At 60.0% G+C, this 26,364-nt stretch carries 29 protein-coding genes and 1 tRNA gene; 22 read left to right on the top strand and 8 right to left on the bottom strand.

The window, feature by feature from the left end; all coding sequences use genetic code 11:
- Positions 1 to 797 precede the first annotated feature (797 nt).
- The 10 genes from NCR35_RS11000 (at position 798) to NCR35_RS10955 (ending at position 10,360) form a co-directional block, all read left to right on the top strand.
- Entirely contained in the window at positions 798 to 1,859 is a 1,062-nt protein-coding gene (locus NCR35_RS11000; RefSeq protein WP_244846896.1) for a glycosyltransferase family 4 protein, read from the top strand.
- A gap of 261 nt (positions 1,860 to 2,120) precedes the next feature.
- Positions 2,121 to 2,918 carry a hypothetical protein gene (locus tag NCR35_RS10995; RefSeq protein ID WP_250534383.1) on the top strand — a complete coding sequence of 266 codons (798 nt, stop codon included), beginning with the start codon at positions 2,121 to 2,123 and terminating at the stop codon, positions 2,916 to 2,918.
- Between the two features lie 53 nt (positions 2,919 to 2,971).
- Complete coding sequence (locus NCR35_RS10990; RefSeq protein ID WP_250534382.1) at positions 2,972 to 3,445, top strand: DUF2214 family protein; 474 nt, start codon at positions 2,972 to 2,974, stop codon at positions 3,443 to 3,445.
- Between the two features lie 251 nt (positions 3,446 to 3,696).
- Positions 3,697 to 4,848, top strand: coding sequence for a tyrosine-type recombinase/integrase (locus NCR35_RS10985; RefSeq protein WP_250534381.1), 1,152 nt, complete (start codon positions 3,697 to 3,699; stop codon positions 4,846 to 4,848).
- A gap of 130 nt (positions 4,849 to 4,978) precedes the next feature.
- Complete coding sequence (locus NCR35_RS10980; RefSeq protein ID WP_250534380.1) at positions 4,979 to 5,395, top strand: hypothetical protein; 417 nt, start codon at positions 4,979 to 4,981, stop codon at positions 5,393 to 5,395.
- A gap of 328 nt (positions 5,396 to 5,723) precedes the next feature.
- Positions 5,724 to 5,927, top strand: coding sequence for a hypothetical protein (locus NCR35_RS10975; RefSeq protein WP_250534379.1), 204 nt, complete (start codon positions 5,724 to 5,726; stop codon positions 5,925 to 5,927).
- A 267-nt stretch (positions 5,928 to 6,194) separates the two neighbouring features.
- A complete protein-coding gene (locus tag NCR35_RS10970; protein ID WP_250534378.1) occupies positions 6,195 to 7,922 on the top strand; it encodes a VapE domain-containing protein in 1,728 nt (575 codons plus the stop codon).
- Positions 7,923 to 8,561: 639 nt separating this feature from the next.
- Complete coding sequence (locus NCR35_RS10965) at positions 8,562 to 9,053, top strand: hypothetical protein (RefSeq protein ID WP_250534377.1); 492 nt, start codon at positions 8,562 to 8,564, stop codon at positions 9,051 to 9,053.
- A gap of 251 nt (positions 9,054 to 9,304) precedes the next feature.
- Positions 9,305 to 9,856 (top strand): recombinase family protein, encoded by a 552-nt coding sequence (locus tag NCR35_RS10960; RefSeq protein WP_250534376.1) that lies wholly within the window; start codon positions 9,305 to 9,307, stop codon positions 9,854 to 9,856.
- A gap of 273 nt (positions 9,857 to 10,129) precedes the next feature.
- Positions 10,130 to 10,360, top strand: coding sequence for a hypothetical protein (locus tag NCR35_RS10955; protein WP_250534375.1), 231 nt, complete (start codon positions 10,130 to 10,132; stop codon positions 10,358 to 10,360).
- A 363-nt stretch (positions 10,361 to 10,723) separates the two neighbouring features.
- On the opposite strand, the gene NCR35_RS10950 is transcribed toward NCR35_RS10955, so the two are convergent.
- From NCR35_RS10950 to NCR35_RS10940, 3 genes are read right to left on the bottom strand one after another with little or no spacing between them, the layout of a single operon-like run.
- Positions 10,724 to 11,230, bottom strand: coding sequence for a hypothetical protein (locus NCR35_RS10950; protein ID WP_250534374.1), 507 nt, complete (start codon positions 11,228 to 11,230; stop codon positions 10,724 to 10,726).
- Positions 11,227 to 11,712, bottom strand: coding sequence for a hypothetical protein (locus NCR35_RS10945; RefSeq protein ID WP_250534373.1), 486 nt, complete (start codon positions 11,710 to 11,712; stop codon positions 11,227 to 11,229). The genes NCR35_RS10950 and NCR35_RS10945 overlap by 4 nt, the downstream gene beginning before the upstream one ends.
- An 8-nt stretch (positions 11,713 to 11,720) precedes the next feature.
- Positions 11,721 to 11,927: a hypothetical protein gene (locus NCR35_RS10940; protein WP_250534372.1), complete on the bottom strand. Its 207-nt coding sequence runs from the start codon at positions 11,925 to 11,927 to the stop codon at positions 11,721 to 11,723.
- 352 nt (positions 11,928 to 12,279) lie between these two features.
- Here NCR35_RS10940 and NCR35_RS10935 point away from each other — a divergent pair, with 352 nt between their 5' ends.
- The 9 genes from NCR35_RS10935 to NCR35_RS10895 all read left to right on the top strand — a co-directional run bounded on the left by NCR35_RS10935 (position 12,280) and on the right by NCR35_RS10895 (position 19,189).
- Positions 12,280 to 12,522 carry a helix-turn-helix transcriptional regulator gene (locus NCR35_RS10935; protein ID WP_250534371.1) on the top strand — a complete coding sequence of 81 codons (243 nt, stop codon included), beginning with the start codon at positions 12,280 to 12,282 and terminating at the stop codon, positions 12,520 to 12,522.
- Positions 12,519 to 13,079 carry a hypothetical protein gene (locus NCR35_RS10930; protein WP_250534370.1) on the top strand — a complete coding sequence of 187 codons (561 nt, stop codon included), beginning with the start codon at positions 12,519 to 12,521 and terminating at the stop codon, positions 13,077 to 13,079. The genes NCR35_RS10935 and NCR35_RS10930 overlap by 4 nt, the downstream gene beginning before the upstream one ends.
- A gap of 27 nt (positions 13,080 to 13,106) precedes the next feature.
- Positions 13,107 to 13,856, top strand: coding sequence for a hypothetical protein (locus tag NCR35_RS10925; protein WP_250534369.1), 750 nt, complete (start codon positions 13,107 to 13,109; stop codon positions 13,854 to 13,856).
- Between the two features lie 46 nt (positions 13,857 to 13,902).
- Positions 13,903 to 14,382 carry a hypothetical protein gene (locus tag NCR35_RS10920; protein ID WP_250534368.1) on the top strand — a complete coding sequence of 160 codons (480 nt, stop codon included), beginning with the start codon at positions 13,903 to 13,905 and terminating at the stop codon, positions 14,380 to 14,382.
- Positions 14,383 to 14,541: 159 nt separating this feature from the next.
- Positions 14,542 to 15,027, top strand: a complete 486-nt coding sequence (locus tag NCR35_RS10915) for a phage tail fiber protein (RefSeq protein ID WP_250534367.1) — start codon at positions 14,542 to 14,544, stop codon at positions 15,025 to 15,027.
- A 27-nt stretch (positions 15,028 to 15,054) separates the two neighbouring features.
- Positions 15,055 to 15,543: a hypothetical protein gene (locus tag NCR35_RS10910; protein ID WP_250534366.1), complete on the top strand. Its 489-nt coding sequence runs from the start codon at positions 15,055 to 15,057 to the stop codon at positions 15,541 to 15,543.
- Complete coding sequence (locus tag NCR35_RS10905; RefSeq protein ID WP_250534365.1) at positions 15,540 to 17,753, top strand: hypothetical protein; 2,214 nt, start codon at positions 15,540 to 15,542, stop codon at positions 17,751 to 17,753. The genes NCR35_RS10910 and NCR35_RS10905 overlap by 4 nt, the downstream gene beginning before the upstream one ends.
- A gap of 13 nt (positions 17,754 to 17,766) precedes the next feature.
- Entirely contained in the window at positions 17,767 to 18,651 is an 885-nt protein-coding gene (locus tag NCR35_RS10900; protein WP_250534364.1) for a baseplate hub protein, read from the top strand.
- 10 nt (positions 18,652 to 18,661) lie between these two features.
- Positions 18,662 to 19,189 (top strand): hypothetical protein, encoded by a 528-nt coding sequence (locus NCR35_RS10895; protein ID WP_250534363.1) that lies wholly within the window; start codon positions 18,662 to 18,664, stop codon positions 19,187 to 19,189.
- A 42-nt stretch (positions 19,190 to 19,231) separates the two neighbouring features.
- Here the strand turns inward: NCR35_RS10895 and NCR35_RS10890 are convergent, their stop codons facing one another.
- From NCR35_RS10890 to NCR35_RS10870, 5 genes are all read right to left on the bottom strand, one after another.
- The gene (locus NCR35_RS10890; RefSeq protein ID WP_250534362.1) at positions 19,232 to 19,900 is read right to left on the bottom strand and encodes a hypothetical protein; all 669 of its coding nucleotides are present in this window, start codon (positions 19,898 to 19,900) and stop codon (positions 19,232 to 19,234) included.
- Between the two features lie 236 nt (positions 19,901 to 20,136).
- Positions 20,137 to 20,211: transfer RNA gene (locus NCR35_RS10885), tRNA-Val, on the bottom strand.
- Between the two features lie 67 nt (positions 20,212 to 20,278).
- Positions 20,279 to 21,016 carry a DNA polymerase III subunit epsilon gene (gene dnaQ, locus NCR35_RS10880; RefSeq protein ID WP_206466700.1) on the bottom strand — a complete coding sequence of 246 codons (738 nt, stop codon included), beginning with the start codon at positions 21,014 to 21,016 and terminating at the stop codon, positions 20,279 to 20,281.
- A gap of 22 nt (positions 21,017 to 21,038) precedes the next feature.
- Positions 21,039 to 21,500: a ribonuclease HI gene (gene rnhA, locus NCR35_RS10875; RefSeq protein WP_244846892.1), complete on the bottom strand. Its 462-nt coding sequence runs from the start codon at positions 21,498 to 21,500 to the stop codon at positions 21,039 to 21,041.
- Entirely contained in the window at positions 21,500 to 22,303 is an 804-nt protein-coding gene (locus tag NCR35_RS10870; RefSeq protein ID WP_250534361.1) for a class I SAM-dependent methyltransferase, read from the bottom strand. The genes rnhA and NCR35_RS10870 overlap by 1 nt, the downstream gene beginning before the upstream one ends.
- 17 nt (positions 22,304 to 22,320) lie before the next feature.
- Between NCR35_RS10870 and gloB the strand changes: the two genes are divergently transcribed.
- The 3 genes from gloB to NCR35_RS10855 all read left to right on the top strand — a co-directional run bounded on the left by gloB (position 22,321) and on the right by NCR35_RS10855 (position 26,314).
- On the top strand, positions 22,321 to 23,169 hold the full coding sequence (gloB, locus tag NCR35_RS10865; RefSeq protein WP_250534360.1) for a hydroxyacylglutathione hydrolase: 849 nt from the start codon (positions 22,321 to 22,323) through the stop codon (positions 23,167 to 23,169).
- A 149-nt stretch (positions 23,170 to 23,318) separates the two neighbouring features.
- Entirely contained in the window at positions 23,319 to 24,971 is a 1,653-nt protein-coding gene (locus NCR35_RS10860) for a transglycosylase SLT domain-containing protein (protein ID WP_250534359.1), read from the top strand.
- Positions 24,972 to 25,081: 110 nt separating this feature from the next.
- Positions 25,082 to 26,314, top strand: a complete 1,233-nt coding sequence (locus NCR35_RS10855) for an MFS transporter (RefSeq protein ID WP_250534358.1) — start codon at positions 25,082 to 25,084, stop codon at positions 26,312 to 26,314.
- The last annotated feature ends 50 nt before the right edge of the window (positions 26,315 to 26,364 follow it).

Genomic DNA, 26,364 nt, shown 5'->3' with positions numbered 1-26,364 from the left:
CTGCCTGTCCGATGCGTCGGCGCAGCCGGCGCGAGTGACATCGAAACCGAGGCGGCGCGGCGCCGTCTCCATCGCTGAATTGTAGCCAGTAACCGGGCGTGCGAACGTCGTTCAGGCAAATGATGCACGGCGGATGTTGCCGTCCGTACATCGACTGTGCGCTTCGCGTTGGAACCGCGAGCACGTCTCTTCGGCTTGGGCGCGCATTGTAAGCACATCGCGCGCATTTTTGCGATGAAGCGGCGGCTGGCGCGGCCCGCCGCGCGTGCTCCTGTCCGGGAGCTTCTCGCGCGGCAGCGTCGATATAAGCATGGGATGCGCCAGCGTCCCTTTTCCAGGTGTCTCGCGATGATAACGAGCGAGTCGCCGCCCGTGCATCGCCGCAGCACGTGCTCCAATGTAGAACAACCTTAATAAACAGGGGTTTGTTAAATGTTTCCCCGGTGTAACAAGGTAAATAAGTTGAAATGACTCCCTGTCGCCGGTGTAAAAGGCTCCATAATGCGCTCCGGGTTTTCACTTAGACTTTTTGACAGCTTTCTGAAGGAAGTCGTCAACCGCCCGAGCCCGAGCGCGTTTATTGCTGGGCGCGGCGGTTTTTGAGATATGGCTCCGAAGTTGCTTGTGGCAACGCCCGCGTGGAGCCGGTGATCAGCGACCCGCTTTTCCACTCGAGCACCAGCCGCTGACGAGGCCGCCGCGCCGCGAAAAGCTCTCGCCCGAGCCGAGCGATTCGCTCCCGATGTCAAACATGACAGCAGTACCTTGCCTGACCTTTTATTAGGAGTTTCACGATCATGCGAATCGCTCAAATCGCGCCCCTCCACGAGGCTGTTCCGCCGAAGCTCTACGGCGGTACGGAACGCGTGGTGTCTTATCTGACTGAGGCTCTTGTCGAGGCTGGACACGACGTCACGCTCTTCGCGAGCGGTGATTCGCAGACGTCCGCGAAGCTCGAAGCCTTCTGGCCGCAAGCGCTGCGCCTCGACCCGACCATCCGCGACACGATGGCGCCGCACATGCTGCTGCTCGAAGAAGTCCGCCGCCGCGCCGACGAGTTCGACGTGCTGCACTTCCATATCGACTATTACCCGTTCTCGCTGTTCGCGCGCCAGCCGGTGCCGTTCCTGACGACGATGCACGGCCGTCTCGATCTGCCGGAACTGCAGCCCATCTTCAACACGTTCAAGGACGTGCCGGTGGTGTCGATTTCCGACAACCAGCGCCAGCCGCTGCCGCAAGCCAACTGGCTCTCGACGGTGTACCACGGCCTGCCGGAAAACCTGCTGAAGCCGATTCCGAACGTCAAGCCCGGCTACCTCGCGTTCCTCGGCCGCATCTCGCCGGAAAAGCGCGTGGACCGCGCCATCCGCATCGCGCAGGCCGCGGGCATGAAGATCAAGATCGCCGCGAAGCTGGACAAGGCCGACCGCGCTTACTACGAAGAAGAGATCAAGCCGCTCTTCGCGCTGCCGCACGTCGAGTACATCGGCGAGATCAGCGAGGCCGAGAAGACCGAGTTCCTCGGCAACGCGCATGCGCTGCTGTTCCCGATCGACTGGCCGGAGCCCTTCGGCCTCGTGATGATCGAGGCGATGGCCTGCGGCACGCCGGTGATCGCGTTCAATCGCGGCTCGGTGCCGGAAGTGATCGACAACGGCGTGTCGGGCTTTGTCGTGGAAGACGAACTCTCGGCGATCGCCGCGGTCAAGCGCCTCGACTCGCTGTCGCGCGCGAAGGTCCGCGAGACGTTCGAGACGCGCTTCTCGTCGAAGGTCATGGCGGCGCGCTACGTGCAGAACTATGAGGAACTGCTGCGCCAGAAGCGCCGCACCGTTCTGCGCGAAGTGAACGCCTGATAGCAGTAAGCCGTCCGCTGTCCTGCGGCCGCAGCGATGCGGCTCGGAGAACGCCCCGCCCGCCGAAAGGTGCGCGGGGCGTTGTCGTAATGGCACAGTCGCGGCGTAAAACGAGCGCCACGCCGCATGCGCGAAGCGAAACCAATGACGGCCTCCGTAATCTCCCTATAATGTCCGAGCTTTGCGCTGCGCAAGGCGCAGTGGCCGCCCGCTCGCACAGACAGCGGCGGCAGGCAACGTTCGTGGACAGGAGCGCACCTTTTGGCGAGAACCAAGCAAACCAGCGCGAGCCCGGCACCGGGCGCAGGAACTCTGTTCGCGCTGCGGGCCATCGGCGTGATTCTCGCGGCGCGATGGGCGCTCTCCATGTCGCAGATGGGCTATCTCTCCTCGGTGCGCGCGATGACTTCATCGCCGTGGGCGTGCCTCAATCTCGTCCTCATCTTCCTTTTGATCGTGCTGCCGGGCGCGAAGCCGCGCATGGAGCGTCCGCTGCATCCGTTGCCGCAGTGGCTTCGGCAGGCGCTGAGGCTGCTCGCGCTGCTGACCTTCGGCTTCGCCATCTTCTCTGTCGGGGCGTTCGTCTGGACATCGGGCTGGCGGCGCTTCGTTCACGCGCTCGCTGAAACCAACGGCTGGCTGGCGGTCGCGCCGGCGCTCTACGCGGTGGTGATGTGGATTTGCCGGCCCCGCGCGCTATGGCGCACGAACATCGCGGCGCGGCGCTTCGCCATCGGCCGCTATGCCATTTCGCTCGATCCCGTCACGCGCACGGCGATGGTCTGGGCCGAGAGCCGCAAGCTCGGCCAGTACGACGCACGAGAATTGTCGGTGAAGTGGCCGGTGCTGGCGGCATCGGCGCAGCCGGCCGCAGCGCCCGCGGCATCGAACGGTATCGAGCGGCGAAGCTGGTTCTCGCGGCGTCCGAAAGTGGAATTGCTGTGGGATTCGCCCGCCGCGGCCGGACACAATCGCACGACGGTTTTTCGCGCGCCGCTTTCCACCGAGAGCGACCGCAGCGCCGCACGCGCGCTCGACGCCACGCTGAGCCAGGTCTAAGCTGCATCGGGCCGAGCCGTACCGGTCTTTCTTGTCGATCGTGGGAGGAAAGCATGCTGATACGTTGGTTGCTCGCCGCGATTCATCTGCTCGCCTTCGGCTTCGCGCTGGGTTCCGTGCTCGCGCGTGCGCGCGCATTGCGCCGGCTGGACGCGGCGGAATCGGTGCAAGCGAACGCATTGCGTCTGCGTGACGTGTTCCGGTCGGACGCGCTGTGGGGCATCGCGGCTGTCGTCCTCGTCGTCACCGGCCTGACGCGCGCGTTCGGCGGCTTCGAGAAGGGCGGCGCGTACTATCTGCACGAGCCGCTTTTTCACCTGAAGATGACCGCGCTCGTGGTCATTCTGCTGATCGAAGTCTCGCCGATGCTCGCGCTGATCCGCTGGCGTGCGGCGCTGGCGGAGGGCGGGGCGATCGACCTGACGCGCGCGCGGCGCTTCGCGTGGATGAGCGATCTCGAGGCGGCGCTCGTCATCGTGATGGTGATTGCGGCGAGCGGCATGGCGCGGGGCGTTTGGGCGACGTGAGTGCCTCGTTCGCGCGCGGAAATGAAAAAGGCCCAAGTCGCTAGACTTGGGCCTTTTGGTCTTCGGTGTCTTGGCGTTACCAGCACCAGAATTCTGGTGGGTAGTACTGGGATCGAACCAGTGACCCCTGCCGTGTGAAGGACGTGGGAAACCCGAAAGCCAAGCACTTTTAAGCAATTTCGTGCGTTTTAATAGCGTTTCCTCACAATTTTCCGTTAGGCTTTTCGTACTTTTTTCGTACGGAGAACCTAATGACGACCGCTTCAAACCTGATCAATAGCAAGACCTCCCGCGACCGCCTAGCGCCTCGCCGTGAGCCGTACTGGTCCCGAATCCGCGCTGGACTCTACGTAGGTTTTCGCCGTACGGAGACGGGAGGACACTGGTTAGGGCGACTGCGGACGGACGAAGGGCGGCAACGCTTCGTCGCTCTCGGGCCGGACCTTCCCGACTTCGATACAGCCGCAGGGCGCGTACTCGAATGGGCCGCGCGGCCAGTCGTGGAGGAAGCCGCGCCCGAAGCCATGACGGTTCGGAAGGCGTGCGCACTGTATGTCGAGCACCAGAAACTTCACAAGTCCGAGAAAGCCGCGAAGGATTCCGCCGCACGGTTCCGGTACATGATCGACAACCAGCCTATCGGCGCTCTGGCTCTCGCAGACCTAAAGACCGTACACATCTTAGATTGGGTCCGGAAGCAGGTGGACGGGAAGGAAGGCGAATCGCTCCGGGCGGCGAAGGACAGCGCGAATCGACAACTGTCCTCCTTCAAGGCCGCGCTCAACTTCGCGCACCGGCTGGGACTTATCGACACGGATGCGGCTTGGCGAGCCGTCGCGCCGTTCCGCGCAGTCGGAAGGCGGAGACAGGGCTTCGTACCTGCGGCGGACCGCGAACGGCTCCTAGCCGCTGCCGCGCCCGACTTCCGGGCACTCGTAACGGCGCTACTCCTTACAGCCGCCCGTCCGGGAGAGATAGCGGGAGTGCGCGCGTGCGACTTCGACCGCGAGCAGGGCACCGTCCAGCTTACGGGCAAGACCGGCTTCCGCGTCATTCCGCTGTCCTCTGCCGCGCTGGCGTTCTTCCGCAGCCGTGCCGAATTCCGGATAGGGCAGGCGCTTCTCTTCACGACTACGGGCGGCGCGAGATGGCGGAAGGAGAGTTGGGGCGATGCGTTCGACCGGGCGGTGAGCGCCGCAGGGCTGGACGATTCCTTAGTCCTGTACTCGATTCGTCACACGGCGATTAGCGAGTTCATCGCGGGCGGCATGGACGTCTTCACGGTCGCGCGGATGGCCGGGACGAGTACCGCGATGATCGACAAGCACTACGGCCACCTTCGAGTGGACCGGACGCGCGAGGCGCTCGACCGGGTCAATATCCTATCGGTCGCGGCGGGCTGATAGCAACAATCAGTCAAGAATTTGTAAGTTTCTGTAACGCATCCTTTGTCCGCTGGAGCAGAATTCTTTCCGTAGTGAGCAGGAATGAGAAAGCAAACCGATAACCATCCAGAATGCTTAGGAGTATGAAATGACCGCACGCAAAACCATCACCGCTAAGAAGTCCACGAAAGCCGCCGCGCCCGCAGTAGCCGCAGCCTTCCGCTTCCCGAAGCGGAGTGACTTCTTCTTCGACTTCCCGCGCCGCACAGACTTCGGACTTCCGGCGCTTAAGCTCCCGAAGCTCGGCAACTCGGCGGGCGTCGCGAAGTCGTGGGCTAACGAGAAGGTACGAGCCGCCCGGATACAGAAGCACGGCGTACGCGTCACGTTCGACGGACAGACGACCGAACACCGCTCAGTCGCAGAAGCCTTCCGCGCACTCCGCCTTCCGTTCGAAAAGCACATTAAGTTCCGCCTCGGATTAAAGGCAGCGGGACAGAGCGTTTTCGAGTCGGGCGGGAAGATGTACGCCTTCGCGCTCGTACAAGCCGCAGCAGCGGAGTGAGCACCTTCGACCTAGTAGCGACCGTGGGAGCGTTTCTCGGCTTTCTCGCGGTCGCGACCGTGCATATACACTCCGAACGGTCCTACCGCCGCAGGATGGCGGAGATTCGGAGGATGGCCGAAGCGATCCAAAAGTAACGCCCGCCCTAATCGGTGGGCGTTTTTCTTTCCGCGCTCACCGCGCGTATGTAACCGTCGTTGTTACAACACTCTCGGAATTTCGAAAATTGTGAGAGTCGAAAACTATCGTGAAAATATTTTCGATTTAGTGTACCTATTCATTGGCGGAGTTAGGTAAACTAGGCGCTAACTCTTAATCGGAGCCAATCATGGCCGCGAAGTACATCGAAATGCGAACAGTCATAGACCCGGCGCTTAAGACGCTGGCCTGTGAAGCATTGCGCGAGCGCGACATTTCCGTGAGTGACTTCTTTCGTTCGGCATTGCGCCACGTAGTAGAGGGGGGCGATGTGCCGTTCGACATTCATCGGGCACGTGGGGATGGCGTTAAATACACGCCGCGCAGCGAGTAAGTCGGAGAAGCATTAGGTTCAATCGGTAGGGCATTTCCGCGCCCGGTAGTTAAAGCGGACGAGAATTCTCAGAACGGGTGGTCCAGCGTCGCGATTCGATTCGCGGCTTACTGGCCGCCCGTTTTCTTTTGCAGGTTGGGAATTGCCGTTCGAAGCTCGTTTATCCGAACTAGGCAAAAAGAAAAGCCCGTATGCGACGGTTCACTGGGTGAGTGGGCGGTTGTCGCGATACGGGCCGGGTACAACGGAAACTAGGTCTATCTTACTATGCAAGCCGCTGAAAAGTCGAGTGAAAACAACGGTGTAGAAACGGGTAATCCGGAGTCCGTACGGGAGGCGCTGGACGGCATTGATACGGCCAATCTTGAAGCTGGCGAAGGCGTGAACGACGATGATTCAGGCGACTTCCCCATGAAAGACGCTGGCTTCAGCGATGAGTGGTATGAAGCGCAAGAGAGAACGAGGAAGTTCAAGATCGTCAACGCGATGAAGAAGGAGACAACCGAGGAAGCGCTTGCTGAAATCCGGAGAAAAGAGCCTGACCTAATCAAGCGTGCGCGTGCGATGAAGGTCATGGGCGGGACTCCCGCGTTCGCGTGGCCGGAAGTCGAAGAGAAAAGCTTGGGCGGCGGCTTAAGAGCAATAAAAGCTATTTCGTGCGACCTGAACCGCGCGCACTTCTTCGAAGTCGTTTTTGGCAAGGACGCGGCAAAGGGCAGGCCGCACATCGACTTGTTTCGCGGGCGGTTCGTGGATCACTTGGGTGAGGTGGTGGACGAACGGTATTCGATGGTTCCCATCATCGAAGCAATGCGCGTCGCGGGATTGACCGCGCAACCCATCGACGGTGTTCGGAAAGCGTTCAAAGAGTGGGCGATGAAGGTTAAGCAAAACGACCTCATCATCAGCTTCGAAAAGCGCGTGCCGGAATGGGACAAGAAGGAGCGTCTGGAGAAGCGGCTCATTGAGATTTTCAAGCCGAAAGACACGCCGCTGAATCGTTACTTCGGGCGGTACTTCTGGCTTTCTTTGTACAACCGTATCACGCGGCCAGGCTGTCTCGCGCCTATCGTGCTTTCGCTTATCGGAGCGCAGAACGCGGGCAAGTCGCGCTTCTCGAACGAGATTTGCCGCATCGGTATGGGCGACAAAGAAGCGACCGCTGTTCAACTCGACCTTTCCACGAACAACAAGAATGACTTCCTGCGGGAAGCGACCGGACGAACGATTGTCGCCAACATCGGAGAAATGACTGGCTTCTCGAAAGGCGATATGAACACGACCAAGCAGTTCATAACGCAAACGTCCGACAAGATGCACTACAAGTACGAGGGCCACTTCGATCAGTTGCGGCAGTGGGTTGTCATCATGGACGGCAACAAGTACGAGGGCCTGCAACGGGACGAAACCGGCAACCGGCGCTTCTTCCCCATGTTTGTTGGGCAGTTGGACGACAAGGACGGTAAGCCGCAGTGGCAAGAAGGGTTTCAGGCCGACTTCACCAACTTCGAGAGTGAGTTCTGGCAAGTGATGGCCGAGTGTCGCGCGTGGATGGAGGAAAACGGCAACGCGGCATACGACAAATTCGTGCGTGAAGCCGCCCAGAAGGTGTTCGACTTCAACGCCGAAGAAATGGCCGCAGGACGCGGTACGCCGCGCGACCCGATTATGGAGGTGTTCTTCGCCAAGGCACTTTCCGAGTATGAGTTCAAGTGGCGCATCGAAAGTAAGAAGAACAATCTGCCTGCCGGCGTGCCGATCTACATTGATGACATGGTCGAGAAGGTTTCCGAGTTGGCGAAGGGCGCGCGTGTGAGTTATGACTCTGTTCGCCGCGAACTCGAAGTGTTGTCCAAGAAGCACGACGCCATTCCTGCGAAGATGACCGGCAATCGTCCTGGCTTTTTGTTCGTTCCGGCGAGCGGCAAGACCGGCGATCCGGGGGTGGCTGAGATCAAGGCGCTGCTCTGCGGCGGTGATAGTGGGGAGTTCTGAGGCGTTCGGCGGTGCGCTTCTTGTGTCCGCTGACCGTGCTTTGTTGTTTGATGTTTGACGTAGCTTGCGCCGCCCTTGCCTGACTCTGTGAGTTCGGTAAGCGTGGCGCTTTTCGTTTCGTGTGTCGCCGCGTGTAGTCTGGCGTAAATCCTCTGTTTTTTGTGTTTCTGCTGAGTTACGGAGTTAGGCCTGTAACTCCCCTGTAACTCCCTCGGACCCAATAGGGGCTTGGTTTTGCAGGCCAGAGTTACAGAGTTACAGGCCCTCACACAAATGCAAAGTCCCGGCGGGATTTCCAATCTAAATCTTTCCTTACCTCTGTAACTCTTATAACTCTTATAACTTTAGAGATTAGAAGCCTTACCGGGATTGGGTTTAAAGGGAGTTACAGGCTTGTCGCTGCGGCAGACCTTCGTAACTCGGATAACTCGCGGCTACTCTGTCACGTCAGGTCTTGAAACATACCGCGTGCGCGGCAAGTTTCGCTCAAAGCCTGTGTTCAACCCTGCGGCGAATTGTTTGTCGATTCATCGACAAACGGCGAGCGCGTGTCCACGAAACAATTCTGCTACTCGCCATCCGATGTTCGCGCGGCTAAACTATCGGACAACGAAACGATTATCAGCAAGGTCGCCAATCATGGCCAAGATCACGCAGTTCCTCGAAACCCACTACTTCAGCGATGAAGGATTTCTGACGGACAACATCACGTTCATCGAACAATACGCAGCCTTGCGCGTTCGCGGCGTGTATAGCGCAGCGGCCTTCCGTCGCGTGTTCGGTTCAATCAACTGTGTCGATCCGATGGAGACGCGCCACCGAGTGGATAGCTTGGAAGCGAGCGACACATACAGCGAAGCATTCGAGCGGCTTCTGAAGTCCACGCCGGTCGATCAGATGCTCAGCGACAAGAAGGCGCTGCAAAGCTATCTCGACATCGCAAGCAATCCGATGCTCAAAGAGTCCGTCCGAGTGCAGGCGCTGAAAGAGGCGTGTGTACTGGCGGGCATCACCACGATTGATGACGCTGGGCGCACGAAGAAAGTGCCGACTCTGGACGACCTGTACGCGGAACACGGCACGGCGCTCGAAGCGAAGGCGAACGGAGAACCGGGAAAGCCGCTGCACTAGCCCTAGAACGTGTACGGCAGGCCTAGAACGTCTCGCCCCACACAACCCTACAGGCCGCCCAGCGCGGCCTTTTCTACGCTCTTCAACGTAAAGAGGGTAAGCCCTTTTACGCGCCTTTCGCTTTACGTCCGGAGCGCCTATTAGCTGAGTAAAGACAGTCCCGAATGAGACTTTACTTTCGCTAACTCGCGGCTTTAGAATCCCTTTACGTTCTCAGCGGACGCTTAATAACCAAACGCAAAAGGCAAAGCATGAACAGCAAAGGGCAAAACATCGGCTACATAAGAGTTAGCACAACTGACCAAAAAACCGCGCGGCAACTCGAAGGCATCGCGCTGGATAGAGTCTTTGAGGAGAAGGCGAGCGCCAAAGGTAATAGGCCAGTGCTGCAAGAAGCTCTGATGTACGCGAGAGAAGGCGATACCTTCTATGTCCACTCTATCGACCGACTCGCACGCGATACGCGCCAGTTGCTAGACATAGTGGAGCGCCTAGTAAGCAAGGGCGTAACGGTCACCTTTCCCAAGAACTCACTGACCTTTGCGGCAGACCGTAACGACCACACCGCGAAGCTAATGCTGACCATGCTAGGCGCGTTCGCGGACTTCGAGCACTCCATGATCCGCGAGCGTCAGCGCGAAGGCATAGCAGCAGCGAAGGAGCGCGGCGTGTACAAGCAGAAGTTGACGCCCGCGCAGCTAGAGGCCATCCGCGCCCGTCTGGAGAACGGCGAACTGAAGAAGGACGTGGCAGCGGCCTATGGCGTCAGCCGTCCGACCCTCGATTCATACCTTAGGAAGTGACTTCGTTTGCCTACGTTTTTTGCGTTGGCTCACTCGACACACGCGCACGAACGAATTATTTCCATCTCACTTTGAATTTTTCGCCGGACCTTCTAAAACACATCTCACTTTTGCACAGGACTACATACAAGCAACACCATAGCAGCAGCCGCAATCGCATTTTCACTCGCAGCAACGGCACACGCCCAATCCGCAATCGCGCCGACCTGCGACCGCACGAAGATTAAGACCATAAACAACCGCATCGAGCGCAATATGTGGGGCGCGGACCGCATGCCGTACGACACGCTTTCCGGGACCATCGTTAACACCTGTGGCCGCGCTGTAGTCCCTGAAATAGAGTTCTACGCGGTGTATCCGAACGGGGATACGGCCTTCTCACAGTCCGGCACACCTACGCGCGGCGTGGCGGTAGAAGCGGGCGGCACGTTCGATTACCGGATCAGCGTTCCGGCCATTCCGTGGAACGCGAAAATGAAGGTTCGTACGGTCGCCGTGTATTGAACAGTGTCCGCAGAGGCTATCTTTGCCGACCACATCGCGGCGATAATCGAAACCGAAAAGGCCGTGGAATCGCCTTCTCTATCATGTTTCACCAATCCCTCCCGTTGGCTGGATGTGGATGCAGAAAGGCCCTTGGCGTCGCGATTCCGTCAAGGGCCTTTTTGTTTCTAGGGGATTGAGTCCAGTATCCGCTTCCGCTCTGCGATTCGTTTCAGGCGCATCGCGTTTAGTTCATCCTCCGCAGCTGCGTCCATTCCTTTCCCGTCCATAATCCGCCTACTTTCCGCGATCCTACGCTCATCCTCCGCATTCATCGCGGCAAGTTGGTCTCGTGCATCTTGTATGTATCGGTTCATAACGTCCTCACAGATAAGATTGGAACGCGTCAAACAAATCGCCGCACAGATACGCCATACGTTCTTCGTCTCCGATCATCACGCGCCTAACGCCATTTCGCGCTAGAACTCGTAGTGCGATATGCGGCAACTCGTGGGCGAAGGTGCCAGCGCCGCCCTTAAATACGCCGGCCACAATAGGCCCTGTTCGGTTATTCGTGGTGAATCCTTCAGCGCCCAGTTCGATTGTGTCGGTAATTGCGTAATGGCTCATCACCGCAGCGGCAGTCTCCGAATCCTTGACTAGAATGACGCGCTCACCGTACGGACGCGCGGAATACACATAAAACGGCTTTCCGCCCGGTTCGAAGCGATAGGTTTCGACCAGACTTGCGGCGGGCACTTCGGCTAGTTGCTGAGCGAGTATGCGACCTAATGAGGCGTCCGCATCGGCCATTCTTCGCGCTTGTTCCTCGGCCAGTTGTCCATTACGATCTAAAGCGCGCATACGGACGTTGGTATCAGTGCTCTTCATACACCCTCCATTTCGAATAAGTCCGCGTGACGCGGAACGTCGCTTTCCACAAAGCCTTCATTCGGCACATATTTCGCCATTCGCTTGCAAAACAGCCATAACTTGATCTTGAACGTGTGCGGCCTAAAGTTCAGCGCAGCTTTGTGCTCGGTCGCTAAATGCTGCTCAAGGTCATGGATATAATCCAGGTGCAGCGGGCAGGCGAGTAATTCGACCTTCGCGCGCCCGAAATGGCTGAACGCCTTCGTGAACCACTTATTCCTATTCTTGCCTTCAGCGGCGCGGTTTAGCTGGTTCTGTGAATCGCTTTTCCAATTCCACGACCCGTACACTACGCAGTCCCCATTCGGAAAGCCGATCTTGTAGATGCCGTAAGAGGGAAGTGCAGACTTCGCGGCGTTCACTGGGTATGGCTTCGGGTCGGTGATCGGTCGGGCAACCTGCGGCGGGACGTACTCACACTTGTGCGGCTTGTTCTTCATCGTGGCGCTCAAAATGGAAGATCGGGGAAGCGGTACTCTTTCGCTGGAGGCTTACGGTAGCGGTCTGCCGGATCAGCCGGTTCTCGTTTCGGCTCGGGCGCTTCGTTCTTCGCCCACTTATCAGCCTGTTTCGTCGCGGCGTTCTCGCGTGCCCGAACCATCATCGCCGCCCAGACGCTCGCGCGGCCTTCCTCGCTGTCAAATATGGTCTTCATGACTGAATCTCACGGCTGATTAATTCGAGCGCATCGGCAGAGATAAAGCCAATCGTGCAGGTAAGCCAGATTCCTAGATGATCTAGCGGGACAAACAAGCCGAATATGACGAACAGCGAATAAACGACTAACGAGATTTTGCGCGGCAGGATTAACATGATTATAAGGATTCCGTTGTTATGTCGGTAATCCGAATATAACGCGATAGGTAACAGCCTATCTACAGGAGGACATTAAATAGAAAATATCGTATAGGCTTATTAGATTTATGTAGCCATCGAAACACGCTCGCGATACGATTAGGGCTATCTAATAGGTAAACAAATAACACCCGCCCTTACCAGAGGTAGTCATGTCGAATAACGCCGCAGGCAAGGCGCTCGCGGAATTGCTTAAGTTGAAAGACTTATCGCAACGCGCGGCGGCTGATTTACTTGGAATTAAGCAGCCTTCGCTTCACGCAATGATTCACGGTGATTTGCGAATTACCGCAGATATGGCAGTAAAGATCGAACGCAATATTGGTGGCCGCGCGGAAACCTTCGTCTATCCGCAGGCGGCTGAAGAACTCGCTAAGGCGCGGGAGGCAGCATGAACACGCTCACGAAAGAAAATCCTCATATCTACACGCTGGACGAATTGAACCTGATGGGCGGTGCGAACAATCTTTTCTGGGCGGCGGAGCAAATTGGCCGTAACGCGGAGAACTACTTCCTGCCGCGCGGCGAGTGGAAGACCGAAGAAGTGCGCGCCGCACTCGCGGCGGAAGGGTTGCCGGAAGACTTGATCACGTTTGGGGCGCTGATCTTTGCATACGCGACGCTTCGCGTACAGGGCGAAATGTCGCAAGCCGCGTTTATCCACGTTTTCTGCCGCGACTCTACCTTAGAGGACGAGATTGTCGAACGCTCGTATATCGGCGCGAAGCTGATCGAGTCGCACGCGCTCTATCGCGAAGCCTATACCCGCGCTTTCGAAGCGTACAGCCGCCTTCCGTTCTACGTAGTGGGTGAACGGCTCCTGTTCGACACGGACGAGGAACGGAAGCGGACGCGTGACCCGGAGTACGTCCGATCACTCTGGGAATTTCGCGGCAAGTTGACCGTGCTGATTGAAGAATCCCGCGCTAAGGCGCTCGCAGCGAAGAAGTAACACCAACTCACATTCTCGGAGAGAAACATGATTAATGGCGGAAACCCGAATATCAACAACGCACCGGTCAGCCACATGGCGCCCGTTTTCGATCACCTCAATACGGTGGACGCGATGAAGGCCGCGCTTGCGCATCCGGCATTCGAAGCGAAGTATGGCGATTTGCTCCGCGCGAAGCATCCTGTACTGGCCCGCGCCTCGGAAAACGCGAAGGCGTCCGACCGCCTGAACGGTCGCGTGAACGGTCGCGGCGCAGAAGCGATGGACGGCAACTTCATGCCGAAGGGCTGGGATCAGACGCCGTTCGATGACTCGACGCTCGCTGTAGCTCGCGGCGAAGAACAGCGCAATACGGACCCGCGCACGGTCGCGGGACTCGACACCTTGGGACGTGAGGAAGCCATGAACGAAAACGCAGGCGGCAAGGGCGTGAACTCCCGCGCCTTTCAGGAAGGACAGACCCAGAAGCCGCGCGACATTTCGCCATTGATTGTGGACCTGGCGAAAGCGACCGCCCGCCTCACAGCCGCAATCGCTCGTAAGGGCGGCATCCCGCGCCTTAAGCCGACCGTCACCGGGCGACAGGGCGTGAAGGGACTTCGCGGCGCGGACGCAGCTGAGAAGCGCCGCATCGAGGACGCAGCGACGCACGAGCGCAAGCGCCTCAAAGCCGCGATGGACGCAGCCGAAGCGCAAGCCGCAGAGACGGGCGCGGAAATGGCCCCGATCCCCACGCGTTGGGACGCGCGGCTCGGCCAGTACGTTCTCGCCAAGTGACCCGCTTCCTCTTCATTTGAACCAAACAATCAGGGGTACGAATAAGATGAACAAGTACGAAACGCAAGCGGCCAAGTTCCTAGCAGATATTGCTGACGATCAATATATCGCATCAGTCACCCTTATCGGCTCGACAGTGGTCGTCCAAGGCCGGAGCGATTTGGACGCGGAGACTTTCGCATCCGCAGTGCGCGGCATGATCGAGCGGAACAAGCCTGTCGAAAAAAGCGATCATCAACTCGACCAGCACCTTATTCCGGCGCTTAAGGTCTGCGCTCTGCGCGAGCACAACGGCGAGAAACTTCAAGGCGTGGCCGTCTCGGTTTCCGATCTTGCTGACGCCATCGCGAAGGTCAGTGACGACCGTTGCGAGGTGAATCATCAGCGCCTCAAAGATAAGCTGATCGCGTTGGGCGCTACGAAGCAGTTTGATCCTGTCTGCCGCACGTTTTACTTTTGGCCCAACACAACCATCGAAGGCTTCAGGAGGTTCCTGGACTTCGTCAGGGTAACGGCAACCGCCTAACGCCGCATGTTCGACTTTCTCCAAAGGCTTCGCCGCATCGTGCGTGTGCTGCTTATCGTGAAGATTATCTATGACGCGATATACGGACAATCACACGTGCGGCGGGACTTCGGCCCGGAAGTCGAAATTACAAGAACATACGAAACTCAGTAGACGACCATGACCCACGGACAGAACATCACGCCGCACCACCTGTCGGGAGACGGCCTGAAGATCAAGCTTCATTCGACAGAAACCTTCCCTTTGGGAATTGCACTCGACCAGTTCAGCAACGACGTTCCGGCAGAGCCGCCCACGGCTGCGGACGTCCAGCATTCGACCACTCTGAATGTGATCGGGCAGACCGTGGAAGTCGAAAGCTACCACGGCATCTATGTGGCGTTCCATGTGCCGCCCGACAGCCGCGAAGCGCACAACCTCGAAGTGCTCCGCGAGCTATCCGCGCGGCGCTACAGCGGACCGGAAGTAGTTCACGCCTTCGTGGAGTACGCGAACGGCGAGACGTACCTGTATTCGGGCGGCGTGATCCTGAGCGGACGCGCGACCGCCTACAACGCGACCTTCCTTTTTCACTTCCGGCGCGTGAAGGTGGTATCGAGCGACTTGCTCAAAGCGGTGCGCGGCGATTTGCTCGCTTTGGCTTAAACGAGAAACATAGGATAACTATCAATAATGCTCGACAAGATTTTTGGCAGCGGCCTGCCCGAAGTGCCGGAACCGGAGCCGCAGAAGCTATTCGACCGTGAACAGACGTCCACGCTCACTATCGAGACTTCGCGCGGCCCGGTGGAAGTAGCGATTAGCACCTTCAGCGCCATGACGGGGTGGCGCATCGAGCGGAGCGCGAAGGACTATTTCAGCGACTCCATCGAAAAGATGATGGCGTTCTCGGACGCCGTTCTGGCGCACGCGTCGAATGGCGGAACGCCGCTGAATAGCGAAGCCGCGCGGAACGAACTTCTGGAACGGTGGCAGAACGTTAGCGCGGTGTTCGAAGCCGTTCTGGAACACAACGGAATCGACCTGAGCCTTCATCACGTCATGCGTGACGACCTCGCAGCGTTCAGCGCAAAGATCGCGCAGGGAATCATCATGTATCAGGACGCCGTGATGAAGCCGCTAATCGAAGAAATGAACAAGAAGGGAGGCACGGCGCAATGAGCAATCTGGACGAATTCACGATCAACTACAAGATCAAGGTCAACGCGGCAATCTCGGAATTGGGGAAGCTGAACAACGCGACCGCAAAGACGAACAAAGGCCTGAACGATTCCGCGAAAGGCGCAGAGGCACTAGGCGACGCGATCACGAACAGTTTGGGCGGCGCTATGCCCGCGCTCACGCGCGTAGCGTCCGCACTCAAGGCGATCACGGCGGAATTCGGGCTGGCGGCTTCAGGCGCGGCGCTTATGGCGGGCGCTCTGACGAATGCGCTGCGCGTCCGCGCTCAGATTAACGAGCAGCGCGTACAAAGCCGCGACGCGGGCATGGCCGCAGTGCGACTGGAAGACCTTCAGCGCCGCGCGGCTTCGGGCAACGTTAGCCGCGATCAGGTCGCACGCGCCGTTACCGGCTCGCAGTCGTTCCTTCGCGGCGCGTACGCTGATCCTACGCGGATCGGACCGGCTAACCGGCTGCTGGGGATGCTCGGGATTAACCCGGCTTCGGGCGGCGCTCCGATCACGAATACGGAATTCCTCACGCGCTTAGGTGGCCGCTGGCACGGATTGTCCGACTCACAGGTCCAGTCCGAAGCGCAGATGATCGGTATGGACAAAGACGTAGCTCTGAGGTTTAAGGAACTCGGCGCGTCCATCGGTGAGATCGGAATGTCGCTCAAAGAGATGCAGCAGTATCTCGACGTAGCGAAGAACGTTAAGACGCTGAATGACGAACTCGCACGCTTCAACGAGCAGATCACAGAACTCGGACAGAAGTTCGCGGGACCGGTCCTGTCGAGCGTGACCACGCTCCTAAAGATGATCAATGACGCGCACCTTCCGACTACCACGAGCGGCGCGGCGGCTTCTCTGGATCATCAACTCGGTGCGGGAGAGGACGGGGCCAGCGGCATCGCCGCAGCACTCATCGAAGACAAGGCGCAACGCGAAGCCGCGACTAAGAAGGCGACTCAGGACGTGAACGAGAATCGCCGTTGGGAACGCGCGGCCCAGAAGGAAGCCGAACGGAAGGCGGCAGAAGAACAACGCCAGAAGCAAGAGTTGGCGAGAACGGAAGAACAGGGCAACGCGAACTTCCAAGCCGGTGTTAGCCAGATGGAACTCGCCATTAACGCCTTCGGCGCGGCGGTGGGTCAGTTCGGACATACGATCGACGCGAATCAGGCGCGGGCGGCTTGGGCGGGCGTTACGGGGCTGGCGAACGGCCTTTCGACCAGCGGGCATAAGTCGCTCGGCTACGGCGAAACGCCCGGTCACGTGGACTTCGATCCTACGGCCGCAAACGCCATGTATAACGGCTCGGTCAGCAGCGCGGCACGGAATAACCCCGGCAACATTCGGGACAGCGCCTTCGCCCGCAAAAACGGTGCTACCGGTGCGTCTAACGGCTTCGCTGTATTTCCGGATATGGCGACCGGCATCGCGGCGCAAACGAAGCTCCTTCAGGTCTATCGCTCGCAGGGTCGCGACACGATCAGCGCGATTGTGAAGAAGTGGGCGCCATCGAACGAGAACGACACGGCGGGCTATATCGACTTCGTGGCGAAGCGTACGGGCATCGACCCGAACCGCAAGCTAACGGACGCGGACTACGAAAGCGTGCGCGAAGCGATGGCCGTACGGGAAGGCGCGAGCGGATCGGGCGGCAGGTCGCTTACCGGGCCGCAGGCCGTCGCGATGGACCCGAACTACAAAGGTCCGTGGCGGTTCACGGGTCCGGTCGGACTCGCGGCGGGTAAGGGTGAATCCCTCGAAAGCATCCAGCTTCTCGACGTACAGAAGGCAGTCGCCGCGCGTGCGAACGTCTCGCTGTCGCAGCTACAGAATCGCGGCGCTAAGTGGGGTGACGTCAATTTCGGGCTTCAGAACTATATGTCCGAACTGAAGAACCAGCACGACTCGCTTAAGCAAGGCTTAGGCGTCTCGGCGCTCACCGATATGCAGCGGGCGAATCTTATGAGCAGCCTTAAGTCGGTGGACCTCGAAGTGCTCAACGCCTCCCGCTACGCGCCGCAAATCCTCGCTCAGACGCAACCGGGCGGACGCGAGAACACCATCGGCCAGCCGGTCGTGAACGTGCGGATTGACGGCAGCGGCATGAAGGAATTCTTCAAGGTCGAAATTCAGAAGGAACTCGAAACGCAGTTCGGCAAGGTGGCGAATAGCCGTTCGACCGCTCGCAAACAATAAGGAAAACTGAAAAATGTCTGGGATCAGGAATCGAAAACTAAGAGTAACCTTCCACATGCCGGGCGGCGATGTGGTTCTCGACGAAAGTTTCAACCTTCGCGTGCGTGTGCGGAAGGATTGCTTGAGTTCGCAGAACGAGGCGACCATCGAAGTCACGAACTTGCCGCAGCAGTTCCGACAAGACCTCTTGTCGCAGTTCACCGCGTTCAATCGCCGTAAGACCGCAGCGGGCCAAATCGCTCCCGTCTATCTGGACATGGAGATTGCGGCGGGATACGTGGGCAGTGACGGCAGCGATTCGACCTCCACCATCTATCACGGTCAGGTTGTCGAGTGCGGCCTTGTGCAAGGGCCGCCCAACGTGACGGTCCGGATCAAGTGCTACACGCACCAAGTCGATAAGACCGCCTACATCGACCAGCCGCCACCGTTCGAAACGACGTTCAAAGAAGTTGTGCTTTGGGCGGGCGGACAGATGGGCTTCGACTCCTCCCACGTTATCTGCAACACGAAATACGACAGCAACATTATCAGCAACGCCGCGCGGTCTACCGTTGTGGCGGGCGACTTGCCGCTGTACCTCGAACAGTTCTACAGCCCGGACGTGGCGGCGTTCATTGACGACAACTTCCTGATCGTTAAGAACCGGTACGAAGCCCTGAACCCTGAGGACGTGATAACGCTGAACGAATTCATCGGAACCCCGATGTGGAACGAGTGGGGCGTGGACGGAACGGTGTTCTTCGACCCGGCCATCAAGGTCGTGCAGGCGGCGAGATTCGAATCAGTCCTCAACCCGTCTCTGAACGGGACATACGTGGTTATGAGTCTCGACTACGAACTGACGAGCCGCGACACGCCGTTCTATTGTCACGTCTCGGCTTCGCCTTCGGCCTAAGGAGGCGACCATGCGAAAGACAGTCGAATTCAATATGTATGGCGTCAACTACCGGTCCCGGCAATTCGCCGCAGCGGAGGCGGTCGGGCTGTTCTCGCGGCTCGACGCGGCGCATCCGACCGAGTTGCTGGCCCTCACGGAAGCGCAGGCGGAAGACAAGGCGTGGCACTCCCTGAAGGACGGCGCAAATATCGACCGGTACGTGCGGGACGTTTGCGGCGGATTCCAGCCGCGCGAAGTGCTAGACATGGTCATGTTCGAGATTCGCAAGCTCAACTTCGGCTTCAGCGTTCCGAAGGTCAACGTTCCCGCTCGATTCCAGTCGCGCGTGGATCATCCGGACGATCCGGACGGCCAGCACCCGGTTCTCTCTTGGCTGTTCGTGGAAGGGAAGGCGACTTGGCGCGAGTTGCAGGAGGACTACTCGCTGGAGGACGCCTTTACCATGCACCGCGAACTTCTGAAGTCGAAGGTCAATGCCGCGCGGGAATCGGAAGAAGCCGCGAAGGAGGCGAAGAAGAAGGCGAGGGGCGGCTGATTAGAGTGTTTCTTCAGTTTTGACCAGCTATGAGGTGGGTGTTCACTGGTGTAGCTTCGAAAGCAACTTCACACCGTTGTCAGTGAGACACCAGTGAAGTTGCTTGCTCTGCTTATCAAAATAGATGACCCCGAAGTTCTCTAACCGAATCTTCATGGCTTGAAAGTCGTTGTCCACTACATGGACGGCTTCGTAGTCTAGTTCTACCGCCAGAGCTTTGTTGAACGCGCGGAGCACGTCGCGCTCAACCGGCTCCATTCGTAGCTTTGGGCCAATTAGCTTGAACGCCGCGAGAAAGGTGCCATCCCACTGTTTGTCGCCACTTGTCGGGGCATCACTGAAGGGCTGACGAGGCTTGAAATATCTGAATCTCAGTCGCAGCGGCGAGTCTAGGGCAACTTCGGAAAACGGAGACGTGGACTCGGGCTGTGCATTCGCGGCGCTTTCAGGGACAGGCACCTCGGCTTCAACAGGCCGCACTATTGCGTTCTTCACACCGAAAGTCGCGGCGAGGGCTATCCAGACTACGCAGAGAAGCGTGAATAGCGCCCACACGACGACCCGCCACAAAGGCATTTCGACCGTTGAAGTCCATTGCACTTTCGTGACGTATCCCCAAGCTGCCGCCAGAACGGCGAGAATCGCAGCAGCGGCCAACGTGGAAATGGTCTTACTGAGGGAGTCCAGCCAGAGTTTTTGGATGAAGCTCATGGGCGGGTGGCCGCGCTTTTCGCGTGTATGTTCTTATCGCCGCAGATTGTACCCATTTGCGCACCGGCTAGAACAGCGCGGCGCGACCTCTCGACCGGGAGCAGGGCGCTCCGCCGGGTGCAGTTTTCCGTACGGGCCGCGCGGTACGAAAACGAACGGAGGCCGGAAAAGGAAAAGGGCCTACGTCTGATCGACGTAAGCCCTTTATTCTTCGGGAAAAAATCTACCCAGAATTCTGGTGGGTAGTACTGGGATCGAACCAGTGACCCCTGCCGTGTGAAGGCAGTGCTCTACCGCTGAGCTAACCACCCGAAGAGATTGAGATTATGTCAGGACTATCTCGTCTCGTAAAGCGATTCTTTAAGCAATTTCGAAAAATTATGCGGCGACCGCATCCGGCTCGGTCTGCGGCGCTTCTGTCCGCCACACGCTCGTGCCCTTGAGCGCCTTGTCGAGATCGTTCAGCACCGCTTCGTGCGCGGCGAGTTCTTCGCCGCTCGCGACGATCACCGGCAGATCGAGGTCGTCCAGCGCGATGCGCGGCGCAGCCGTCGCGCCTTCCGTTTCCGCGTCGCCCAGCATATCGATGACGAGGCTCTCCTGGCCGCGCGTCATCGCCAGATAGACCTCGGCGAGCAATTCCGAGTCGAGCAGCGCGCCGTGCAGCGTGCGGTGGGCGTTGCTGATGCCGAAGCGGTCGCACAGCGCATCGAGCGAATTCCGCTTGCCGGGGAACATCTGCTTCGCGTGCGCGAGCGAGTCGATCACGCCGGCGCAGATCTCGGACACCTTCGGCAGCCCGAGCAGCGCGAATTCCATGTCGAGAAAGCCGATATCGAAGGGCGCGTTGTGAATGATCAACTCCGCGCCCGCGATGAAGTCGCGCAGTTGCGCGGCGATCTCCGCGAACTTCGGCTTATCGCTCAGGAACTCGGTGGTGAGGCCGTGCACCGCCAGCGCGCCGGGGTCGCTGTCGCGTTCCGGGTTGACGTAGATGTGCAGGTTGTTGCCCGTCAGCCGGCGATTGATCAGCTCGACGCAGCCGATTTCGATGATCCTGTCGCCCGTGCGAGCGTTCAGGCCGGTGGTTTCGGTGTCCAGTATCAGTTGGCGCATGAGTATCGTGTCAGTGCTGCGTTCAGCTTTCGGCAAGCGATGTCACGCCACGATTGGCGAGCGCATCGGCGCGTTCGTTCTCGGGATGCCCGGCGTGACCCTTGACCCAGCGCCATTCGATTTGATGCTGCGCGACGAGCGCGTCGAGGCGCTTCCACAAGTCGGCGTTCTTCACGGGCGTCTTGGCGGCCGTCATCCAGTTCTTTTTCTTCCAGCCGTGAATCCACTCGCTGATGCCTTTCTGCACGTATTGCGAGTCGGTGTGGATCACGGCGTGGCACGGCCGCTTCAACGCCTCGAGGGCGGCGATCACGGCCATCAACTCCATGCGGTTGTTCGTGGTCGCGGCTTCGCCGCCGAACAGTTCCTTCTCGAGCGAGCCGAAACGCAGCAGGGCGCCCCAGCCGCCCGGACCGGGATTGCCTTTGCAGGCGCCGTCAGTATAGATGTCGATTACTTTGGCCGATGCGGATTCGTCAGTCATCAATGCTCGTTGCGAGTGTGCGGGGCCGCGACCGGGGCGAGTCCGGGCGCGAGCGCGGGTTTCTTCAGCTTGCGTGGACCGATGAGCCGCATGCCGCGCACGCGCTTCACCGCCGTGATCATGTACGCGGCGCCGAAAATGGGCCACCAGCGGTCGCCGGCGGGCTCCATGAATTCATAGCGCTGCAGCCATTTGTCCGTCAGCAGCGGCGGACGATAGCAGCCGAAGCGGCCGCGTTCAAGGTCGAAGCCGAGCAATTTGATCCAGTCCTTGATGCGCGTGAACGCGATCATGTCGTGCGCTTCCGGCACGAACGGGCGTCCCGCCACCTTGCCGAGCGATTGCCGCGCGCCCCACAGACTGAGCGAATTGAAGCCCAGGATGATCAGTTGGCCTTCGGGCACGAGCACGCGCTCGGCTTCGCGCAAAAGCCGGTGCGGATCACTCGAAAATTCCAGCGTATGCGGGAGCACGAGCAAATCGACGCTCTGCGCTTCGAACGGCAGATCCAGGAATTCGCACCAGACCGTGCTGCGTCCTTCCGGCGCGCTCGCGCCTATTGAGGACGTGCGCGGCAGCGTGTACGGCGCGCTCGCGCCGCTTTCGGCGTCGAGAACGAGCGCGCGCCCGGTCATGCGATTCTCGCGCAAGGCATCCAGTTGCGGCATGCCGAGCTGAAGCGCGTGATAGCCGAAGATGTCGCAGACCACGCGGTCGAGCTGCGCCTGCTCCCACTCCAGCACGTAGCGTCCGGGCGCGGAGTTCGTCCAGGCGGGCCAGTCTATAATCGCTCGGTCAGACATGTTCGGATGCCGCGTAGATGATCGCCATGGATTCGTTTGCTGAAGATTCGTCCAAACGCGCGCCCAGGCGCGAACTCGAGTACGTGCCGGTCCCGGCCTTCGAAGACAACTACATCTGGCTCGTGTCGGATTCGCGCGATGCCGTCGTGATCGACCCGGGCGACGCCGCGCCCGTCGAGGCCTATCTCGCCGAACGCGGCTGGCGGCTGACCGCTATTTTACTCACGCACCATCATCGCGACCATGTCGGCGGCGTGAAAGCATTGCTCGATAGCCGATCGGACGAGGGCATTCCCGTGTACGGGCCGGCCGGCGAGCGCATCGAGCATCTGACCGATCGGCTGGCCGGCGGCGACACGGTACGCATCGCGCAGCCCGCGCTCGGCTTCACCGTCATGGATGTGCCTGGCCATACGGCCGGCCATATCGCGTATTTTCAGGAAGACGACGGCAGCGGCACGCCGCATGTCTTTTGCGGCGACACGCTGTTCGCGAGCGGATGCGGGCGCCTGTTTGAAGGCACGCCGCAGCAGATGCTCACGTCGCTCGACGCACTCGCCGCGCTCCCGGACGCGACGCTCGTGCACTGCGCGCACGAATACACGCTGTCCAATATCCGCTTTGCACGCGCCTGCGAGCCCGACAGCGCGGCGCTCTCGCGCTGGAGCGACGAAGCGCAGGCGCTGCGCGCCGCCGGCAAGCCGACGCTGCCCACGACCATCGGTCACGAAAAGGCGGTAAATCCCTTCTTACGCGTCGATCAGCCGGCAATTCAAGCGGCGCTTGTCGCGCAGTTCAAGGAGCCGGTCGCCGGCCGCATCGAAGCGTTTCGCATGCTGCGCGGATGGAAGGATAACTTCCGCTAATCGCAAGGAACTTCATCCAATACTTTACGAACGGCGATAGATGCAAGATTTTGCAGGGGTTTTACGTGCATTCTTATTGACGTCCTAGGTTCGGTTCCGTACTATCGGCTCCAAATTTCCAGGCATATCTTTTGGAAGCCGAGACGTTCATGCGACTAACATTGAGCGCGCTATCCGTCCTGACGCTGGCCGCGTGTGCCAGCCAGGGGCCGACAGCGCCCGCCTCCGATCCTACTTCCGCTACTCCGACCGCCGCCTCGCAGCAACAAGTCGCCGACACGATTCGCCGCACCGCAGCCGCCAAGGAAACCATCAACGTCGACAAGACGCCTGTCACTTCGCTCGCCGGTTCCGCGGACTTGTGGAGCCGCATTCGCAATGGCTTCCAGATTCCTGACCTGCAAAGCGATCTCGTCGATATGCAGGTGAACTGGTACGCGCAGCGCCCGGACTACGTCGAGCGCATGACCACGCGCTCGCAGAAGTACCTGTATCACATCGTCGAGGAACTGGAGCAGCGCCATATGCCGACGGAACTGGCGCTTCTGCCGTTCATCGAGTCGGCGTACAACCCGCAGGCGTTGTCGGTCGCGAAGGCAGCCGGCATGTGGCAGTTCGTGCCGGGCACCGGCCGCGACTACAACCTCAAGCAGAACATGTGGCAGGACGAGCGCCGCGACGTGCTCGCGTCGACGAGCGCCGCGCTCGACTATCTCTCGCGTCTGCATGACATGTTCGGCGACTGGCACCTGGCGCTCGCCGCGTACAACTGGGGCGAGGGCAACGTGCAGCGGGCCATTGCGCGCAACGAAGCGGCCGGCTTGCCGACCGACTACGAAAGCCTGCGCATGCCCAACGAGACGCGCAATTACGTGCCGAAGTTGCAGGCCGTCAAGAACATCGTGATGAGCCCGCAGCAGTACGGCCTCGCGCTGCCGGACATTCCGAATCACCCGTACTTCGTCACGGTCACGACCGCGCGCGATATCGACGTGACCATGGCCGCGAAGCTCGCCGGCATGAGCGTCGAGGAATTCCGCTCGCTGAATCCGTCGTTCTCGAAACCGGTCATTCTCGGCGCGACGAATCCGCAGATCCTGCTGCCGTTCGACAACGCCGCCACGTTCCAGCGCAATCTCGGTTCGTACACCGGCGCGTTGTCGTCGTGGACCACGTACACGGTGACGGAGCGGGCGCGGCCCGCGGCCATCGCGGAGAAGATCGGCGTCGACGCGGACACGCTCATGTCGGTCAACCGCATTCCGGCGGGCATGCGTCTGAAGCCGGGTTCGACCATCGTCGTGCCGCGCACGGACGACGACGACGAAGACATCAGCGCGGACGTCGCCGCCAACGCAATGCTCGCGGTCGAGCGTGATGTGCCCGACACGCGCAAGATGGCCATTCGCGTTCGCCGCAAGCAGTCCATCGCGACGCTGGCGGACCGTTACAACGTATCGGTGGCGCAGGTGCGGGCCTGGAACCATACGCATCGCGATATGTTCATGCCGGGGCAAGTCGTCGTGCTGCACGTGCCGTACGGTCGCGCCGTGCCGGCCGAGCCCGGTCCGGTGCGCATCGAGACGGTCGCGGCGTCGAGCCGTTCGTCGGGCGGCGTCAGCCGAATCGGCACGCATGTCACCGCGAAAACGCCGCACGGCAAGGCGCCGGGACATACGCTCACGCGCGTGTCGACTACGATCTCGCCGAAGACGGGCGCTTCCGCCAAGCCCGCTGCCTCGGCCAAGACGGAAAAGCACACCGCCGCGCATTCGGGCGGTTCCAAGGCAAAGAAGAAATAAGGGCAGCGCGGCGCGCGCTTTCTGCTTATTCCACGCCGTCACCAAGGTGACGGCGTTTTCGTTTGGCGGCGCAGTTAAACTGGCGTTTCAAAAGAACAACTGTCCAGCGCATGCCGTCCTCCGTTCGTCTCCGGGTGTTCTTCCTCTTCGCCGCCGGGTATTTCGTCTCGTACGTGTTTCGCGGCGTCAACCTCGGCTTCGCGCCCCTCATCACGCACGATCTCGGTCTCTCCGCCGCCGATCTCGGCTTGCTGACGTCGCTCTATTTCATCGGCTTCGCGATCGCGCAGATTCCGGTCGGCGTGCTGCTGGACCACTACGGGCCGCGCCGCGTCACCGCCGGGATGCTGGTGTTCGCGGCGGCCGGCATCTGGACGTTCGGTGCGTCGCACGGGCTCGGCGGATTGATGGTGGGGCGCTTGCTGATCGGCATCGGCGTCTCCGTGTGTCTGAGCGCGGCGTTCAAGGCGTCCGCGCAGCATTTTCCGGTCGCGCGCTTGCCGCTCGTCAACGGCTTAACCATGGCGGTCGGCGGGCTCGGCGGGGTGGTGGTCGGCTCGCCGCTCGCGTCGCTATTGCAAACGACGACGTGGCGCCAGGTATCGATCGGTCTCGGCGTGTTTACGCTCGTCGTCGCGGCAGCCATCGCGCTGTTCGCGCCCCGCAACGCGGACTCGCATCATCAAGCCGACGTGATCAGCCAGTTCAAGGGCACCTGGCATATCCTCAAAAGCGGCGCGTTCTGGAAGATCGCGTCGTTCTCCGTCGTCACGCAGGGCGTGTTCTACGCGATGCAATCGCTCTGGATCCGCCCCTATCTGCTCGACGTGATGAACCTGACGCCCGCGCACGCCGCCGCGCTCGTCTCGGTGCTCGGCTTCGCGATGATGCTCGGTTGCGTCGGCTTCGGCGCGGCGGCGCGCGGCATGGAGCGGCGCGGCGTGTCGGTCTACGCGTTTTGCGGCGTGGGCATGGCGCTCTACGTTCTCGTGCAGGTGCTGATGGTGCTGCGCGTGCCGCTGCCGCCCGCGACGCTGCTCGCCGCCTACGGCGTGTTCGGCGGCACCGGCATTTTGAGCTACGCGGTGATGGCGGAGTACTTTCCGTCGCACATGATCGGCCGGGCAACGACGACGCTCACGCTCGTGATTTTCCTGTTGATCTTCGGGTTCCAGGTCGGCGTGGGCGCGGTGCTTTCGCGTTGGACGCCGGAAGGCGGCCACTATCCGGCAGCCGCCCATGTGACGGTGTGGGGGATCCTGATCGCGTTGCAACTGGCGAGCGCAGTTTGGTACGTGCTGCCCAGCCGCGTGCTGCACAAGACCGAACGGGCTGCATCGTAGAGGTGTCGCGCGAAATCGGGGCGCGGCAAGCGGAGACTTCCGAAATTTGG

This window comes from Caballeronia sp. AZ10_KS36, from assembly GCF_023631105.1.
Taxonomy (GTDB): Bacteria; Pseudomonadota; Gammaproteobacteria; order Burkholderiales; family Burkholderiaceae; genus Caballeronia.
This window is presented reverse-complemented; position numbering and strand designations above follow the sequence as displayed.